We start from the raw sequence: 16818 nt of genomic DNA, 5'->3' as shown, positions 1-16818 counted from the left end.
GGGGCCGCATTCATGCGTCACAGCTCAGTGACGGCTGGCCTCCTGGCAACGCAGGGTGCGGCGAGCGTTGTCGGCGCGCTCGGCAAGAACGCGTCGCACAGTGCTGCCCGGGTTGTTGTCGGAAACCCAGCCATCGAGCTTGTCGAGCCAAGCCTCGTCGATGACCTCGGTGCTCGGGAAGAGCCACATCAGGGCGTTCTGGACCTGGGCGTGACCGGCCTTGGCCCACTGGCCGTCGCGGGAGTCGATGGACTTGCACAGCTCGAGGTAGGGATCGACGTACTGCGAGAGCGCCTCGGCCTGATCAGGCTGAATGAACTGGCTGACGAGCTGCCGGTAGGTCTCGTTGGGCACCGAGTCGTCGGTGGTGGCGCGCTGCCAAGCAGCCTGCTTCGCCTCGGCCGTGGGCATCGCGGCGCGAGCGCCAGTTGCCTGCTCCGATCCCGAGATGGTGTTGTCACGCTGCAATTCGGCAGTGATCTCCGGTTCGCCGACTCGGCCCATACCGGCCAGGGCGATGAGGAGACGCCAACGCACTCCCTGATCGATGTCGAGGCCCTCTGGCACCTCTTCGCCATTCAGCCACCCCTCGAGCAGGTCAGCGGCGTCCTTCGTGGCAGCAGCGGCCAGACCGTTGGCGTAGGCCACCTGATGGTCCGAGCCGGGCTCGGCGTCACGCAGTCCCGCCGCCGAGATCGCAACGAGATGATCGCGCACATCCTGGCGAGCCTCACGAGTGGTGTATGAGATCGCGGCGGTGGTGGCCTGGCGAAGGAGGGAGGTGACGGCCGTGAGATCTGTCTCGCTGGGAAGCCCCTTGCCAACCAGGGTGACGTAGTCCTGGGCCTTCATCTCGGCGTCGCGGCACATGTCCCAGGCGGAACTCCAGCACAATGCGCGGGCCAGCGGATCGGACAGGGCGTCGATGTGCTCGATGAGGGTGGCCATCGAGTGATCATCCAGACGGACCTTCGCGTAGGTCAGGTCACCGTCGTTCAGCAGGACCAGATCACCGCGGGAATGTCCGACGAGGGCGGCAATCGGGGTGCGCTCGTCATGGATGTCAACGTCGAGGCGTTCGGTCCGGACGAGCTTGCCGTCGGTCAGTGTGTAGATGCCGATGCCCAGACGATGGGTCCGTAGGGTGGGGTACTTCTCGATGGCCGTTTGTACGATGTCGAAGCGGGTGAAGTTGCCGTTCTCATCGACGTCATAGTCCGGACGGACGGTGTTGACCCCTGGGATGCGCAGCCACTGCTCGGTGAAGGACGACAAATCGCGTCCCGACGCCACCTGGAGCTGATGGAGGAGATCCTTGAGCTCAGTGTTCGAGAAGGCGTTCTGGGCAAAGTACGTGCGCACGCCGGCCAGGAACTCGGCCTCCCCGACGAAGGCAACCAGTTGTTTCAGGGTCGAGGCACCCTTGGCGTAGGTGATGCCGTCGAAGTTCTGCTCGACGGTGTCGAGATCGACCATGTCAGCGGCGATCGGGTGAGTGGTTGGCAGCTGGTCCTGGGTGTAACCCCACGTCTTGCGCTGGTTCGCGAAGGAGACCCATGGGTCAATGCCGCCGTGCTTCTCGACGATCTTCTCCTGACAGTGATGCGACGCCCACTCGGCGAAGGACTCGTTGAGCCAGAGGTCGTCCCACCACTTCATGGTGACGAGATCGCCGAACCACATGTGAGCGAGCTCGTGAAGGATGGTGTTGTCGCGGTTCTCGTAGGCGGCCGAGGTAACGCGGGAACGGAACAGCAGGTCGTCACGGTGAGTGACGCAGGCAGCGTTCTCCATGGCCCCGGCGTTGAATTCCGGCACGAAGGACTGGGTGTACTTGCCGAATGGGTACGGGTAGCCGAATTCAGACTCGTAAACCTCAAATCCACGTTGTGTGGTGGTGCGGATTCGGTCGGCGTCGAGGTGTTCCTTCATTGACTGACGGCACAGAATGTCGGCGTCCATTTCGCCGGACAATGTGTGAATGGTTCCGTGATCGACGTGGTACTCGCCGGCGACAAGGGCTGTCAGATATGTCGAAATTGGAAGGGTGGGCTCAAAAGACCACCGTGACATCCCTTCCCAGGGGCCTTCCGTCGGCTCTGGGGTCGGGGAGTTCGAGACGACGGTCCAACCAGTCGGAGCGATGACCTGCAGTTCGAATGTCATCTTTTGATCGGGCTGCTCGAAATCAGCGTACATACGCCTGGCATCAGCAATCTCGAACTGGGTGTAGAGGTAAACCTTGCCGTCAGCAGGGTCGACGAAACGATGCAGGCCTTCACCCGAATGGGAGTAGCGGCACAGCGCCGTGACCGTGATTTCGTGAGTTCCCGCTTCCGTGGTGAACGGGAAACGATTATTCGAGAATGCAGCCGGATCCAGCGGGGTGCCGTCGAGATCTGCAGCGTAGACACCGTCAGCAATGAGGTCAAGATGACTCTCGCCGCCGGTCGACGAAAACTCGATGGTTGACGAGGAGACGAAGGTTTCGGTCGGCTCGGCGAGCGGATCGCCGTTGGGGTCACGTCCAGAAAGATCAACGAGCACCTTGGAGTTGTGCGCCGTGATGACCTGGGAGCGCTGCTGCGCCTCCTCACGAGTGATGTTGACCGAACTCATCATGCCTCCGTGGAACATATGTTAGTTAAGGGCGCACAAAAGCACCCAACAATTCCCATGAAACTCTATCGGTTCTTGCCTTTCGCTGTCTCGTTAAGCGGGAACTGTATCTCGCGTCATTACTGCGCCTTACGCGAACAATGACGGGGTCAGTCTTTGCGTGCGCGGGCGCGTGCGGTTGGCTGGTGCCATGACCACAACAGTTGATTTTTGGTTTGACCCGTCCTGCCCCTGGGCGTGGATGACGTCGCGCTGGATGCTCGAGGTGGAGAAGGTTCGTGACGTCCATACCGTCTTCCACGTCATGAGCCTGGCCGTCCTCAATGAAGGACGTGATCTGCCGGACGACTATCGTGCCGAGATGGACAAGGCGTGGATCGGCGCTCAGGCTGCCACTGGCGTCGTCGAGGTGCATGGACAGGAGGCTGTTCGTGATTTCTACACCGCCCTTGGAACCCGCTACCACCTTGGCAAGGAGGAGCGCAGCATCGAGACCGTCAAGGCAGCGTTGGTGGAGAGCGGCTACGACGAGTCCATCGCGGATCGTGCTGGCAAGGGTGAGTTCGACGAGGCCATGCGCGCTTCGCATCACAAAGGCATGGATCCGGTCGGACAGGATGTCGGTACCCCTGTTCTCCATATCAACGGCATGGCGCTCTTCGGTCCGGTGATGTCTCCGGCTCCCAGGGGTGAGGAGGCCGGAGAGCTCTTCGACGGGTTCGAGAAGGTGACGGCCTACCCCGGTTTCTTCGAGCTGAAGCGGACCCGTACCGTTGGACCGATCCTGGACTGATCCCCTCTGGAGCTGTCCCCGGAAGGTCATTGAAACGTTGATCGGGCGTCACCTGCCGTACATGGAGGTGACGTCCGAATCAGCGAGGGTATGGCCAAACTGATCGATCTTCTCGGGAGCACACCATGCCTTCCAGACCTTTCCGTGTTCTTGGCGCCATGGCTGTCGGGTGTCTGGCCATCACCTGTGCGCCAATTGCTCATGCTGACACCGACGACTCGCTGTCGACGAAGACTCCGTATCGCTATTCCGGTGGCGCCCTGCAGGCCCCGCCCGTCGGATTCCACCGCGTCAACACCCAGGTCGTTGCCCGTCACGGCTCTCGTGGCCTGTCGAGCTTCAAGTACGACGCTCTGACGATGGCGATCTGGGAAAAGGCCAATGAGTTGGGAGCTGTGACTCCCCTCGGCCAGGATGTTCACGCCCAGGCCATGAAACTTCATGAGGCCAATGAAAATCTCGGCAACGAGGGCACCTGGGCCCACATGGAGGCCGACGGAGTTGAGCTCAGCAAGGGCAACAAGCTCGAGAGGGGGTACGGCAACCTCACCCGGGTGGGAGCTGATCAGCATCGTCAACTGGGTGAGCGTCTGGCCCACCGGATGCCCGAGATCTTCAACGGGGAAGACAACACGGTCGTCGTGGAGTCCTCGGGAGAACCGCGTGCTGCGGAGTCCGGATACGACTTTGTCACTGGATTGCTCCATGGTGCCCCGCAGATGAGCGGGCATATGTCACGCGCCATTGAGGCCGACACCAAGACGCTGTACTTCCACAAGGACAAGTCGAACCCGGACTACAAGGCTTACAAGGAGTACCAGGACAGCAAGGAACTCTCTGATTACGTCGATGCGGTGAATTCGCGTCCGGAGGTTCGCAAGGCCGCCCGTGAGGTTCTGGAAAAGATCTATACAAAGGACTTCATCGACCGACTGGCAGCAGGGGAGTGGACCTTCGAGACCCCCGAGGGCAAGAAGGCCAAGAACGACGTCGACGCGGCCCTCAACCTGTACAACCTGTACATCATCGCTCCCTCGATGGCTGCTGAGACCAAGGTCGACTTCGCCAAGTACTTCACGAAGGACCAGGCCAATGTCTTCGCGATGTCCCTCGACGCTGAGGACTACGCCGAGAAGGGTCCCGGCTTCAAGGGATCGGACATCGCCCATCGCAATGCCCGCCCTCTTCTTAACGATTTCCTGGCCCAGATCGATCAGCAGACCAAGGACCATCCCAAGGGATCGGCGACCTTGCGGTTCGCCCACGCTGAGACCCTCGTTCCCTTCGAGGCGCTCATCGGCGCACCTGGATCTCGTACCCAGATCAGTCCGCAGGACACCAATTTCTGGCAGGCCACAGATTGGCGGGGTGCCAAGGTGGCTCCGCTGGCCTCCAACGTGCAGTGGGACGTCTTCGAGTCGGGGTCAGGGCAGAAGGTCGTCCGGATGCTCCTCAACGAGCAGCAGGCTACTTTCGGACGTGGCTGTCGTCCGATCTCGGTCAACTCATTCTTCTACACTCTCGACGAGCTCAAACATTGCCTGACTGGTGCTTCCATTGCTGATGGTGGTTGGTTGGTTAAGCCGTCTGGTGACGGGCCGTCGGCCCCGACCACGCCGGCTCCTTCCTCCACCGCTCCGACCGTGACGCCGAGCAGGCCAGGAGACTTCGCCGGGGCACTTCCGGCCACCGGAGTCTGAAAAACCACTGTGGGGACCGGTGGCCGCGGAGCTTCCGCGGCCACCACACCTCGTTGTGGGAGGCAGGTCGACTGATACCCGAATGCACAGGTATGGGAACTGCGCAAGGATGGGACCATGGTTGACGATCCCATCCGAGGCGATGAGTTGGAGCCAAGCGAGTCCGAGTCTGAGGCGCGCCATCGCTGGACTGAGCTGGCCGAACGCATCCTGGACGCCCAGGACGCCTACTACGCCAACGACGCCCCAACGATCTCCGACGCCGAGTACGACCAGCTCATGATTGAGCTGAAAAAGCTCGAGGACGATCACCCTGAGTTGAGGAGTCCGGATTCGCCCACCCAGCGAGTTGGAGCTCCACAGCGGGTGACCGATTTCGCCCCGGTGGAGCATCTGGAGCGTCTGTTGAGCCTGGACAACGTCTTCACCCGTGACGAGCTCTCGGAGTGGATGAATAGGGTCGCCACGTCCGTCGGAAACGTCCCGGATTTCCTGTGCGAGCTCAAGATTGATGGTCTTGCCGTCGATCTCGTGTATCGCGATGGTGAACTCGTCTCGGGGGCCACCCGTGGCGACGGTCGTATCGGTGAGGACGTCACTGCGAACGTCCGTACCATCAAGGCGATCCCGCAGAAACTGGCTGGTGACGACATCCCAAGCCTGCTCGAGGTACGAGGTGAGGTCTTCTTCCCGGTCGCCGACTTTGCAGACCTCAACGCCGCTCTCGTCGAGGCTGGCAAGAATCCCTTCGCCAATCCTCGTAACGCGGCCGCGGGATCGTTGCGACAGAAGGATTCGCGGGTGACGGCTTCACGTCCCCTGTCGATGATCGTTCACGGGATTGGCACCGTTGAAGGACATGAGTTTCCCAGCCAGGGACACGCGTACGACAAGCTCGCCGAATGGGGCTTGCCGGTGTCGCCGTACCTCAAGATCGTCGAGAACGCCGAGCAGGTGCATGAGTTCGTCACTTCCTGGGGAGAGTCGCGTGATGAGGCCTCCCACCAGATCGACGGTGTGGTGGTCAAGGTCGATGATGTCTCTCTGCAACGCAAGCTTGGTGCAACTTCTCGAGCTCCCCGGTGGGCCATCGCGTACAAGTACCCGCCGGAGGAGGTCAATACCGAACTTCTCGACATTCGTGTCAATGTCGGAAGAACGGGCCGCGTCACGCCGTACGGGGTCATGAGGCCGGTGACCGTTGCGGGATCGACTGTCGAGATGGCCACCCTCCACAACGCCTTCGAGGTCAAGCGCAAGGGAATCCTCATCGGAGACACCGTGGTATTGCGCAAGGCCGGCGACGTCATTCCCGAGATCTTGGGCCCGGTTGTCGAGTTGCGTAACGGTTCGGAGCGGGAGTTCGTTATGCCCGATCACTGCCCCAGCTGCGGCGCTGAGCTAGCGTACGAAAAGGACGGTGACAAGGATCTTCGCTGCCCGAACGCCAAGGAATGCCCTTCTCAACTGCGGGAGCGTGTTTTCGGGCTGGCGTCACGCGGCGCCCTCGATGTCGAGGCGCTCGGATGGGAAGCCGCCATCGCTCTGGTCGACCCGGAGAATCAGCGACCGGATGAGGGTGAGGTTGCCGAGGGGCTTCCGGACCGGCAGGTCCCGGTGCTCAACTCAGAAGCAGGGCTCTTCGACCTACAGCCCGACGACCTGGCCGAGGTCAAGGTGTGGCGTCGTCGGAAGGTGCGCGGGAAGTTGGGGCCCTGGCAGCTCGAGCCTTACTTCTTCACGAAGCCGACAACGAAGAAGCCCTCCGTTCCGACTGCCACGACCAGGAAGATGTTCGACGAGTTGACCAAGGCCAAGTCCCAGCCCCTGTGGCGGGTGCTGGTGGCATTGTCGATCCGTCACGTTGGTCCGACGGCGGCCCGGGCTCTGGCCACCCACTTCGGTTCGATCCCGGCCATTCGAGAATCATCCTTGGAGGAGCTCGCCGGGATCGACGGGGTCGGCGAGATCATTGCGGAATCAGTCCAGCAGTGGTTCGAGGTCGACTGGCATCAGGAAATCGTCAGCCGGTGGGCTGCGGCTGGGGTGCGAATGGCCGACGATCGCAACGAGGCACCTGAGCAGACCCTGGAAGGGCTGACTGTGGTCGTCACGGGAGGTCTGGAGGGATTCACCCGTGACGAGGCCAAGGAAGCCATCGTTTCCCGAGGAGGCAAGGCCGCCGGATCAGTGTCGAAGAAGACTGACTACGTCGTGGTGGGAGAGAACGCCGGGTCCAAGGAGACGAAGGCACGTGAGCTGGGTCGTCCGATTCTCGACGAGGTGGGATTCCAATACCTGCTCGAAAACGGCCCACAGGGAATCACAACCGTCGCATGATGGTCGATCTTCCCGGGTCGCCACGCGGGAAGGACACAGCTGGTAGGACATACATGTGGGCCGGGCATGAGCGCCCGGCCCATGTTGTCGAGATGAGGGCTCAGAACTCCGAGATGTTGTGAGCCACGTCGACGGTTGAGAACATTCGGTCGACCGCCGCGATCTGCTCGTCAGTACCGGTGATGCGGTGGGCGGCGGCCAGCGAGAATCCACGTCCCATGCCGAAGTACAGCGATCCGAGGGCAGCCACATCGAGAGTTGCAGCATCGGTGAAATCGTCGACCCGAGTCACCGTGGCCGGTGCCCCCGGGGCATCCACGTCGACACGCCACGTACCCTCGGCGTAGCCCATCGAGTCGGTGACGTGGAAGGTCACTGAGCCTTGGTGATCCCAACCTCGCACTGCCATCGCCCGGTCGACGTCAAGGATGCGCAGCCACCCGAGATCAGTGTGACGGGTGAACGTGACCACCCTCGGGTCCTCGACCGCCCACGGCAGCGGCGTGGCGGGATCGACCTGCGGTGCCTTGATCGTCTCGATGAGGTCGACGGAGGCCAGGAACTCCCACAGAGCCACCTCGGCGTTCGGGGTGGTTGCCACCATGTCAACGACGGTGATCTGTGAGCCGAAGTCCTTGTCGATCTCGTAAGACACGACGCCATCAGGCTCTCCCTCGTCATTGCGGTGGACGATCGAACGGATTCGACGGTTGGGACCGCCCTTCTGGGAGCTCCAGCGCCCGGAGGAGAAATCGACATGCCAGGGCTGGCGGTTGTGGGAACCACGATGGGCCTGATGGAATTCGGAGAACACCTTGAGGCGCAGATCATCGATGGCCAGCGGATCGGCCATCGACACAGTTCCGCTCGGTTCGTGGTTGAGCTTGAACCGACCATCCGCAATGATCTCGACGTTCTGAGCTCGAGTCGAGATGCCGTAGCCAAAGCGTCCGTAGATGCTTCCCTCGGTGGCTGTCAGTGCGGCGAAAGGCAGGCCCTCCTCCATGGACCGGGTGAGGGCATTCGTCATGAGGGTGCGAAGCAGCCCGCGGCGGCGGTGGCTGGCGCGCACGGTCACGTCGGTGATGAAGGTGGCTGGTTCGAGATGACCGTGTCCGGTGTTGATGGTGCTGGGGTACGCGGCCATCGTGGCGACCGGGAGACCCGGGAACTCCGGATCGGGGTCAGGCTGCCGAATCGTCCACAACCGTTCACCCTCGACACAGGTGGCGTAGTGCTCGAGCTCGGCGTCGGATGGTTGTGCCAGGTGGAAACCCAGTGCCACGGCGCGTACCACATTGTCGACCTCGTCACTGCGGGAACCGTCGCTGGTGACGAGCTCCAAGCGGTAGGGGTCGGGGACCTGAACGGATGAGGTGCTTTCAACCATACCCCTCACGCTAGCGGAGTTGATCCCTCCTGAGCAGCCAACGGGCTGGAGGTTGGTGCCATGATTGAACCATGACCTTCAAGCCTTCACACGTTCATATTGGTACTGATCACGCGGCCTTCGAGCTCAAGGAGTTCCTCGTCGGCAAGCTGACCGAGGCCGGATATCAGGTCGTCGACCATGGCGCGTCGACCTATGATTCCCTCGACGACTACCCGGACTACTGCATTCCGTGCGCTCAGGCCGTGGTGGCTGAGCCTGGTTCCCTGGGCGTCGTTCTGGGCGGCTCGGGAAATGGCGAGCAGATCGCGGCCAACAAGGTCAAGGGAATTCGTGCTGCGCTGGCCTACACCGTCGAGATTGCCGAGCTGGCCCGTCTTCACAATGACGCCAACGTCGTCTCCTTGGGGGGCCGGATGCAGACCCACGAGGAGGCTTGGAAGATCGTCGAGACCTTCCTGACGACGGACTTTTCCCACGAGGATCGTCACCAGCGTCGTATTGACAAGCTCACGCGTTGGGAGGACGAGGGCTCACTGGGCTGAACCGACCTCATCAGACTCCTTGACCGTACTGGCGGTGGCTCGACGACGAAGATGCGCTAGCACGGTCGGCCATTCCTGACCCGGATCGGGCATCTGGGAGTCAGCGGCGGGCTCTGATTGCTCGGCGAGTTCCCGTGCCCTCATGGCGCGGTCTCCATCGAGAATGGGTCCACGGCCGCGTCCGTGGTCGTGGGTGTGTCGGTGTTTGCCGTGGCCAGGGGCATTCATGTGACCATCCTGCCTCAAGTACTCGTCGCCGTACTCATCAATCCACGATTTCCGCGATTACCTCGCCATCTCATCGACCTCGAGAGGACAACCGTCTGTGCCCGAAGGCCACGTCATCCATCGTCTTGCCAACGCCATCGGTACCGCCTTCGCCGGAGAACCGGTCGAGGTCACCTCGCCACAAGGCCGTTTCGCCGAGTCCGCAGCCATGCTCGACGGAACGGTGTTGGCGTCGGCCCAGGCACGGGGCAAGCACCTTGTCATCGATTTCGACAATCATCGTGACGACCACCTGCTCCATATCCACCTGGGGCTCATCGGGAAGCTTGCGGTGGGGCCATCAGTTCCGGTGGTCGGACAAGTCAGATTGCGCATTACCGACGGAGTCACGGCTGCGGACCTGCGCGGGCCCCAGACCTGCGAACTCATCAATGACGATGACTGGGCGGTGGTCGCGGCCACGATCGGTCCAGACCCCATTCGTGACGACGCAGATCCCGAGATTGCCTGGCACAAGGTGCGACGGTCCTCCCGCCGGATCAGTGACCTGTTGTTGGACCAGAAGATTGCAGCAGGGGTTGGCAACATCTACCGAGCCGAGGTCCTCTTCCGGCATCGGATCGATCCAGCGACCCCTGGCAAGCAGATTTCCCGCTCGACATGGCGGGCAATGTGGGATGATCTGGTCATGCTCATGCGCGCCGGGGTCGAGGCAGGACGCATCGATACCGTCCAGCCAGAGCACACCCCGGAGGCGATGGGGCGACCGCCCCGCGTTGATCGCCACGGTGGCGAGGTCTACGTCTACCGACGAGAGAACCAGCCATGTCTGGTGTGCAACACGCCGGTGAAGATGGTCGTACGGGGAGGGCGTCACCTGTTCTGGTGCCCACGGTGCCAACGTCGGCATCACTGACGGTTGAGTCAGGTCTGGAGGTCAAGATGAGCCACATCAGCGTCGGTCAGCCGTGGACCCTGGTGTCATGCCAGGAGTCCGCCGACGATTCTTCGTGGATGTGGACTCACCCGTGCGGGGCGGTGCTGTCCGCCCGGCTACGCCAATCCGACGAGGTCGAGCTCATTGCCGGAATCACCATGCCTCCTGGCATCGACACTGCGGAAATGACGGTTCCCGGTCCGATCTGGATCCCTGACGATCCGCTCCCTGCTGCTGTGTGGGCGGCTGGGGCTCACGGCCTCGTCGTCACCAGAACATGCCGCGACGAGCATCCGGCACTCATGGTTTGGCGGCAAGACATGGGGGATTCATGCGCGGTGGACGAGGGCGTCAGCCTCCTTGGCAGCGAGATTGCCCTGGCCCCGGGCAATTCCCGGATGGCGTTGTGGCGTGGTCGGCTCACGGACGACATCGGGGAGGCGCTGGGCTCCCTTCCTGCGTGGTTGCCAGCCGAGACCATTGTCGATCAGCCCGAAGAGATGGTGTGTCACACCCCCGATGCGGGCATTCTCGTCGATGGGGCCGAACACACCAGCGAGACGATTGGCCCGCTGCCGGTGGGGGCGCATGACCTGGCAATTCATGAGTCCAGGGGAGCCACCCGAGTGTTGATCGGTTGGTCACCCGATCTGGCCACGGCTGTGGGCGCACGGGTCGACGAGATTCTTTCCGGTTTTGACCCACGTACCGTCACTGGACCACAGATGTGGCTCCTCATGAGTGCAGTTGGTATGAGGGTCGCACCATTTTCCGCTCTGGAGATGGCTGTTGAGGGCCTCGAGAATGTCTTGTCACGGCCGTTCGGTTCTGCTGATGATCACGTTGCTCGGCTTCTCACCTGCTGTGCAGCATTCAGGCTGGGCCATCGCATGAGTGATTCCGAACTGCGCGACGAGGGATTGCGCCGGTTGTGGGAACTGTCATTGGACGAGCCGGGAACGTTCATGTCCCGCTGTATCGCCTCGGCCGAGCTGGCGACGTTGGTGCCCGAACACGTGTGGGTCAATGTCGTCTCGGGCGAGGGGGAAGACCCGCTGGTACGTGCCGAGAGGGCCATTTGGACCGGCAGGTGCGCGAGCCGGGATGCCGACGAGGCCGTGTGGGAGCTGGGAGCTTTCCTCCCGACCGTTCCTGGCGGGCCTCTTTACGCGCAGGGCCATCGCGTCTCCAGACGCCGGGCCGCGCTCGCTCATGCCATGACGACGGTGTGGCCAGAGGAGCTGACGAGTTCGTTCGGCTCGCCCCGGGTGGGGGAATTGCGCCAGCGGACGTTGCGACGCCTCCTCGTCAGTGAGCATCTGGACGACGAGGATCTGGCTCTCCTGACATGGTGATGTCGCCGAAACGAGATTTGTCAGGATCATGAATCCGTTGGAAAAGTCTCATTTTGCCTCGGTTGTGCCATTTTCAGTAGGCAAGAACGGCTGTGCAGCGAATGAGGTTCTGGTTGTGTCCGCGGCACGTGGCACAGTTGGGACGTGACTTCGTCCCATTTCGTACCTGAGACGCGAGCAGCAACGACAGCCCGGACGCGATCCGGTTCGCAGTCGACCCCGAATCCGAGGTCGATGCCGGTTGTCGTCATACCGCGATTGATGAATGTTGCCGTCCTCCTCATCGTGCTGCGCCTGGTCTTCAGCCGCACGACGTGGGTTGGAGTCGCGAACAACCTGTTCTCGGTGTTCATCTTCCCGATCGACGGTTTCGGTTGGGCGGGGGCCGTCGTCCTGGTGGTGCTGGCGGATGCGCTGTCGAGGCGCAAGAGATTCGCCTGGTGGGTGAGCATCATCCTCTTCGGGCTGATGTGGCTCGTTGCGGCCACGTTTTTCGTCGTTGTTGTTGCCGAGGTCATCATGGGTGGCCCGACGGACACCTTCAATGACCTCGATCTCGCGGGGTATCTGTTCAACGTCTTCTCAGTCGGCTGGATCCTCGTCGCCCTGCTGACTCATCGAAAGGACTTTGCGGCACACACAGTTCGGACCAATCTCGGCAAGGCCATCGCCGTCCTCATTGGCGGGCTGTTGGCGACCGGCTTTATTGGCTGGTTGCTGGTCTCCCTGACCGGTGGTGTCGGACGGCCTCGTAACCGGTTGGTGCGCATTGTCGGTCGGATCATTCGCGGAAATGGTGCCGAAATTGCACCTGCTCCCACGTCTCCGCACTGGGTGCAGGAAGTGATCTCCTTCCTTCTCGCCCTCGTGCTGGTGGCCGCTCTTGTCGTCATGCTGCGATCTCAGCGCAACATCGCCATGATGAGCCTGTCCGATGAGCTGCGCCTGCGTCGGCTCCTCGAGGAAAATCCGGCGGACTCCCTCGGCTATTTCGCACTGCGTCGTGACAAGGCCGTCGTGTTCTCGCGAAACAGCCATGCGGCAGTGTGCTATCGAACCGAAACAGGGGTCGCACTGGCCTCGGGGGATCCCGTCGGCCCAGTGGATCAGTGGCCCGGTGCCATTGAGGCATTCCTTGACGTCGCTCACACTTATGGTTGGGTTCCGGCCGTCATCGGCACTTCTGAGGAAGGTGCGATGGCATGGACCCAGGCCGGACTCAAGGCCATGCGCATCGGCGACGAGGCCATCATCTCTCCCGCCGCGTTTAGCCTCGATGACCCCGACCTCAAGCCGGTCCGCCACACCGTCACCAAGTTGCGCGCAATGGGGTACACCACCCGAGTGCGTCGTCATGAAGACATCGACCCGCAGGAGCTTCAGGGGCTCATCGACCTCACTGACAAATGGCGTCAGAATGGTGACGAGCGAGGGTTTTCAATGGCTCTTTCCCGTCTGGGAGACCCGCTCGACGGGCGATGCGTCATGGTGGAGGCGCTGTACCCCGACGACGGTCCGCGTGCTGGCCAGACGGCAGGAATTCTCTCCTTCACCCCTTGGGGCAATGACGGATTGTCCCTGGACGTCATGCGTCGTGACCTGGACGGAGCCGACAACGGAGTCACCGAGCTCATGGTCGCCGGTCTCATGGCTGCCGGACCGGAGATTGGTATCAGGCGCGTGTCGATGAACTTCGCGGTCTTTCGCGAGGCGATCGAGGAGGGTGCCCGCGTCGGTGCTTCCCCGGTGCGTCGTCTCAACCGCTGGCTTGTGCTCGTTGCGTCGAAGTGGTTCCAGATCGAGCAGCTCTACCGCTCCAACGTGAAGTACAAGCCGAGCTGGCAGACCCGCTACCTCAACTTCACCGATACTTCTGACCTGGCGCAGATCGGTGTGGCGATGGGTATTGCCGAGGGCCAGCTCGACATTCCGAGTTGGATCTACCCGGTGGAGCCGCCGCCCCAGCCGATTTACTCGATTAGCGGTCACCCCGAGATCGCGGAATTTCTGGCTGAGGAACGCACTCCCACTCTTCTTCAGCGGCGGCTCCCGGAGCAGGTTCGTACCCGGATGGCCACGCGTGAGCGGCTCCTCGAGTCCGGGGCGGAGGCATACCCTCCCGACTGCAAGCCCGATCACCGTCCTGGCGACGTCATCGTCGAGCTGACCGGTCAGGAGATGACGGTCTCCGGGCGGATCGGTGCCTGCCGCGATCACGGCGGTGTCATCTTCGTCGATCTGTTCGACTGGACCGGGTCCTGCCAGTTGGTGATGGAGCGTGACTCGCTGGGAGCCGACAGGCTTCGGGAATTCCGGCATGCGGTGTCTCTGGGAGACCACCTCGTGGCATCCGGGACCGTGGGGGCTTCCCGCAATGGAACGCTGAGTTTGGAGACGGCGTCGTGGCGATTGGCGGCGAAGTCCCTGCGACCATTGCCGTCGCGGCGGTCGGGATTCAACGACCCTGAGGCGAAGGTTCGGCAGCGTTACCTCGATCTCATTGTCAACCCGGGCGCTCGTGATCAGTTGAGGGCTCGCTCGAACGCCATTCGTGCGGTGCGAGAAACCCTGCTGAGTCACGATTACATCGAGGTCGAGACCCCGATTCTGCAGACGATCCATGGTGGCGCGAATGCCCGGCCGTTCCGCACCCACATCAACGCTTACGATCTGGACCTTTACCTGCGCATTGCCCCGGAGCTCTACCTCAAGAGGCTCATGGTTGGCGGAGCTGGACGAGTCTTCGAAATCGGCCGGAACTTCCGTAACGAGGGAGCTGACGCCACGCACAACCCCGAGTTCACGATGTTGGAGGCCTACCAGGCCTATGGCGACTACGTGCAGATGCGTCATCTCACGCGCGCGATGATCCTGGCAGCGGCGCGCAACGCTATCGGTGACACCGTGATCCGGGGGTGCGACCGCAAGGGCGTTGAGCACGAGATCGACCTGGCAGACGACTGGCACGTCATCACCGTCAACGAGGGAATCTCGCGAGGACTGGGGGAGGAGGTCACCGCCGACACCCCCAAGGAGAAACTCCTCGAATACGCCAACAAGCTTGGTATCGCGACGATGCCGAAGTGGAGCCGCGGTGACGTCGTCCTCGAGCTGCACGAACACCTGAGCGAGCACGTCACCGTCGAGCCGACCTTCTTCTGTGACTTCCCGACCGATGTCTCCCCACTGACCCGCCAGCATCGCGACGATCCGCGCCTGGCCGAGAAGTGGGACCTCATCATCTTCGGGTCCGAGGTGGGTACCGCCTACACCGAGCTCGTCGACCCGGTGATTCAGCGGGAGCGGTTCACCGCCCAGTCATTGCTGGCCGCTGGTGGTGACCCAGAGGCGATGGAGCTCGACGAGGACTTCCTGGAAGCTCTCGAATATGCCATGCCACCCTCGGGCGGAATGGGCATGGGCTTGGACCGTTTGGTGATGATGCTGACGAATGCGTCAATTCGCGAGACGATTGCCTTTCCGCTGGTGCGCCCGCGCACCTCGTGAGGCCCTGACGAGTGTGGTGTGAGGCAGGAGATTGCCATGAGTGAGGATGCTGACGCCAGCTGTTCCGACGGGTGCGGTCGCAAGGCTCTTGACTCTGCCCACGACGCCTTGACGTCGGTTCGGGAGCTGGGCGGACGGCCAATTCGTGTCGTCTACAACGATGGTGAAGGGCCCGATCACAACGTCGACGAGCCGGTCATCCTCCTCATGGCTGGCGCCGCGGCGTCGAGCGACTTCTGGAAACCGGTGGTAGATCGTCTGCAGGACCTCGACGTCATCACCTATGACAGACCAGGGCTCGGTGGAACGGTCTGGCCCGGACACTATCCGGACCTCGACGAAGAGGTCGCCAGCCTGAGGGACTTGGTCGGGGTCATTCAAGGGCATTGGGACACCAAGGAACCACGGAAGGTCATTCTCGTCGCCCACTCCATGGCGGCTTTCCACGCCGAGGCCTTCACCCGTATCCATCCTGACGTCGTCGCCGGAATCGTTCTCGTGGACCCGTCGGTGGAATGGCCGATCCATCCGCCGCGTCGTCGAAGCCTCGCCTTGCCGAACACGGTGTACAGGGTTGTGGATTCAGCGGCGGGAACGTTGGGGCGTAGCGTTTTCGCCATCGGCGTCATGGCGCAAACCATGAGATCCGGGTCGGCGGTGTGGCGTCAATTCCAGGAACACCGGCTTCATCGGGTGTACGGGAGCCCTGACGCCATGGCAATGGCGGTAGCCGAGTGGATTGGGTATGACCAGCAGGCATGGGACCTCTTGGCCGTGCGTTCGGAGCATCCCTGGCCTGACCTGTCGACGGTGCTGTTGTCGGCGGTGTACTCAGGCCAGGAGCAGGAGTTGGATCGTCACGAACGTCTGGCTCCGATGCTCGGCGCGAAGTTGGTCGTCGTTGAGAACTCCCATCACCTCATGATGTTGGATCGCCCTGAAGTCATCGCCGACGCCATCCGATCGGTGTCGAAGTGACGGAATTGGCGTTGGAGAGGTGTCTCATTGGCCGAGTGACGGGGTGTTCCACTAAGCTGTCGATGTTCTCGTTGCGATAGACGTGACGAGACGGGGCGTAGCGTAGTGGCTAGCGCGCCTGCTTTGGGAGCAGGAGATCGCAGGTTCGAGTCCTGTCGCCCCGACCACCTAGTCAGGGCCACTTTGACGGCATTACCGCTTGTCAGGTGGCCCTTTTTCATGCCCTCACCATGTGGCAGTAGCGGCACGGGGTGACCCTGGGCGTCGTTATGTGACTGTACCGGGTACGACTGCGACTAGGGGTTTTACCTGCATGGTCTCAGACGATCTGTACCCAAACCGTACCGGCGGTGTCTTCTAGTGGGCGCTCTGATCGGGGTTCATCGCTCACGTGTATGAGCGATTCCAACAGGTCGTGACACGCAA

At 62.0% G+C, this 16818-nt stretch carries 11 protein-coding genes and 1 tRNA gene; 9 read left to right on the top strand and 3 right to left on the bottom strand.

Features of this window, described 5'->3' with window-relative positions; genetic code table 11:
* Positions 1–24: 24 nt before the first annotated feature.
* Complete coding sequence (pepN, locus tag ACP8ML_RS08590; protein WP_117188602.1) at positions 25–2637, bottom strand: aminopeptidase N; 2613 nt, start codon at positions 2635–2637, stop codon at positions 25–27.
* Between the two features lie 172 nt (positions 2638–2809).
* Between pepN and ACP8ML_RS08585 the strand changes: the two genes are divergently transcribed.
* The 3 genes from ACP8ML_RS08585 to ligA all read left to right on the top strand — a co-directional run bounded on the left by ACP8ML_RS08585 (position 2810) and on the right by ligA (position 7452).
* Positions 2810–3412, top strand: a complete 603-nt coding sequence (locus ACP8ML_RS08585; RefSeq protein WP_171048539.1) for a mycothiol-dependent nitroreductase Rv2466c family protein — start codon at positions 2810–2812, stop codon at positions 3410–3412.
* Between the two features lie 125 nt (positions 3413–3537).
* Positions 3538–5112: a histidine-type phosphatase gene (locus ACP8ML_RS08580; RefSeq protein ID WP_117188604.1), complete on the top strand. Its 1575-nt coding sequence runs from the start codon at positions 3538–3540 to the stop codon at positions 5110–5112.
* Positions 5113–5229: 117 nt separating this feature from the next.
* On the top strand, positions 5230–7452 hold the full coding sequence (gene ligA / locus ACP8ML_RS08575; protein ID WP_117188606.1) for an NAD-dependent DNA ligase LigA: 2223 nt from the start codon (positions 5230–5232) through the stop codon (positions 7450–7452).
* Positions 7453–7552: 100 nt separating this feature from the next.
* Here the strand turns inward: ligA and ACP8ML_RS08570 are convergent, their stop codons facing one another.
* Positions 7553–8842, bottom strand: a complete 1290-nt coding sequence (locus ACP8ML_RS08570; protein WP_065673363.1) for a GNAT family N-acetyltransferase — start codon at positions 8840–8842, stop codon at positions 7553–7555.
* Between the two features lie 71 nt (positions 8843–8913).
* Here ACP8ML_RS08570 and ACP8ML_RS08565 point away from each other — a divergent pair, with 71 nt between their 5' ends.
* The gene (locus ACP8ML_RS08565) at positions 8914–9387 is read left to right on the top strand and encodes a ribose-5-phosphate isomerase (RefSeq protein WP_016665831.1); all 474 of its coding nucleotides are present in this window, start codon (positions 8914–8916) and stop codon (positions 9385–9387) included.
* Here the strand turns inward: ACP8ML_RS08565 and ACP8ML_RS08560 are convergent.
* Positions 9376–9615: a hypothetical protein gene (locus ACP8ML_RS08560; protein ID WP_065673362.1), complete on the bottom strand. Its 240-nt coding sequence runs from the start codon at positions 9613–9615 to the stop codon at positions 9376–9378. The two genes, ACP8ML_RS08565 and ACP8ML_RS08560, sit on opposite strands and share 12 nt — an antisense overlap.
* Positions 9616–9712: 97 nt before the next feature.
* Here ACP8ML_RS08560 and ACP8ML_RS08555 point away from each other — a divergent pair, with 97 nt between their 5' ends.
* The 5 genes from ACP8ML_RS08555 to ACP8ML_RS08535 all read left to right on the top strand — a co-directional run bounded on the left by ACP8ML_RS08555 (position 9713) and on the right by ACP8ML_RS08535 (position 16559).
* Positions 9713–10531, top strand: a complete 819-nt coding sequence (locus ACP8ML_RS08555) for an Fpg/Nei family DNA glycosylase (RefSeq protein WP_021107701.1) — start codon at positions 9713–9715, stop codon at positions 10529–10531.
* A 98-nt stretch (positions 10532–10629) separates the two neighbouring features.
* Positions 10630–11907, top strand: a complete 1278-nt coding sequence (locus ACP8ML_RS08550) for a hypothetical protein (RefSeq protein ID WP_171048549.1) — start codon at positions 10630–10632, stop codon at positions 11905–11907.
* 261 nt (positions 11908–12168) lie between these two features.
* Entirely contained in the window at positions 12169–15414 is a 3246-nt protein-coding gene (gene lysX / locus ACP8ML_RS08545) for a bifunctional lysylphosphatidylglycerol synthetase/lysine--tRNA ligase LysX (protein ID WP_486702913.1), read from the top strand.
* Between the two features lie 36 nt (positions 15415–15450).
* Entirely contained in the window at positions 15451–16392 is a 942-nt protein-coding gene (locus tag ACP8ML_RS08540) for an alpha/beta fold hydrolase (protein ID WP_117188615.1), read from the top strand.
* Positions 16393–16483: 91 nt separating this feature from the next.
* Positions 16484–16559 (top strand) — tRNA-Pro (locus ACP8ML_RS08535).
* Positions 16560–16818: the final 259 nt, after the last annotated feature.

The organism is Cutibacterium sp. LaCa_255 (assembly GCF_057458005.1).
Note: the sequence above shows the minus strand (reverse complement) of the source record. Positions and strands in the feature narration are given on the sequence as shown.

Excerpts from the sequence above, each read along its gene's own strand:
- pepN (WP_117188602.1), bottom strand. The coding sequence starts at position 2,637 with ATGTTCCACGGAGGCATGATGAGTTCGGTCAACATCACTCGTGAGGAG.
- ACP8ML_RS08585 (WP_171048539.1), top strand. The coding sequence starts at position 2,810 with ATGACCACAACAGTTGATTTTTGGTTTGACCCGTCCTGCCCCTGGGCG.
- ACP8ML_RS08580 (WP_117188604.1), top strand. The coding sequence starts at position 3,538 with ATGCCTTCCAGACCTTTCCGTGTTCTTGGCGCCATGGCTGTCGGGTGT.
- ligA (WP_117188606.1), top strand. The coding sequence starts at position 5,230 with ATGGTTGACGATCCCATCCGAGGCGATGAGTTGGAGCCAAGCGAGTCC.
- ACP8ML_RS08570 (WP_065673363.1), bottom strand. The coding sequence starts at position 8,842 with ATGGTTGAAAGCACCTCATCCGTTCAGGTCCCCGACCCCTACCGCTTG.
- ACP8ML_RS08565 (WP_016665831.1), top strand. The coding sequence starts at position 8,914 with ATGACCTTCAAGCCTTCACACGTTCATATTGGTACTGATCACGCGGCC.
- ACP8ML_RS08560 (WP_065673362.1), bottom strand. The coding sequence starts at position 9,615 with ATGAATGCCCCTGGCCACGGCAAACACCGACACACCCACGACCACGGA.
- ACP8ML_RS08550 (WP_171048549.1), top strand. The coding sequence starts at position 10,630 with ATGTGGACTCACCCGTGCGGGGCGGTGCTGTCCGCCCGGCTACGCCAA.
- lysX (WP_486702913.1), top strand. The coding sequence starts at position 12,169 with ATGAATGTTGCCGTCCTCCTCATCGTGCTGCGCCTGGTCTTCAGCCGC.
- ACP8ML_RS08540 (WP_117188615.1), top strand. The coding sequence starts at position 15,451 with ATGAGTGAGGATGCTGACGCCAGCTGTTCCGACGGGTGCGGTCGCAAG.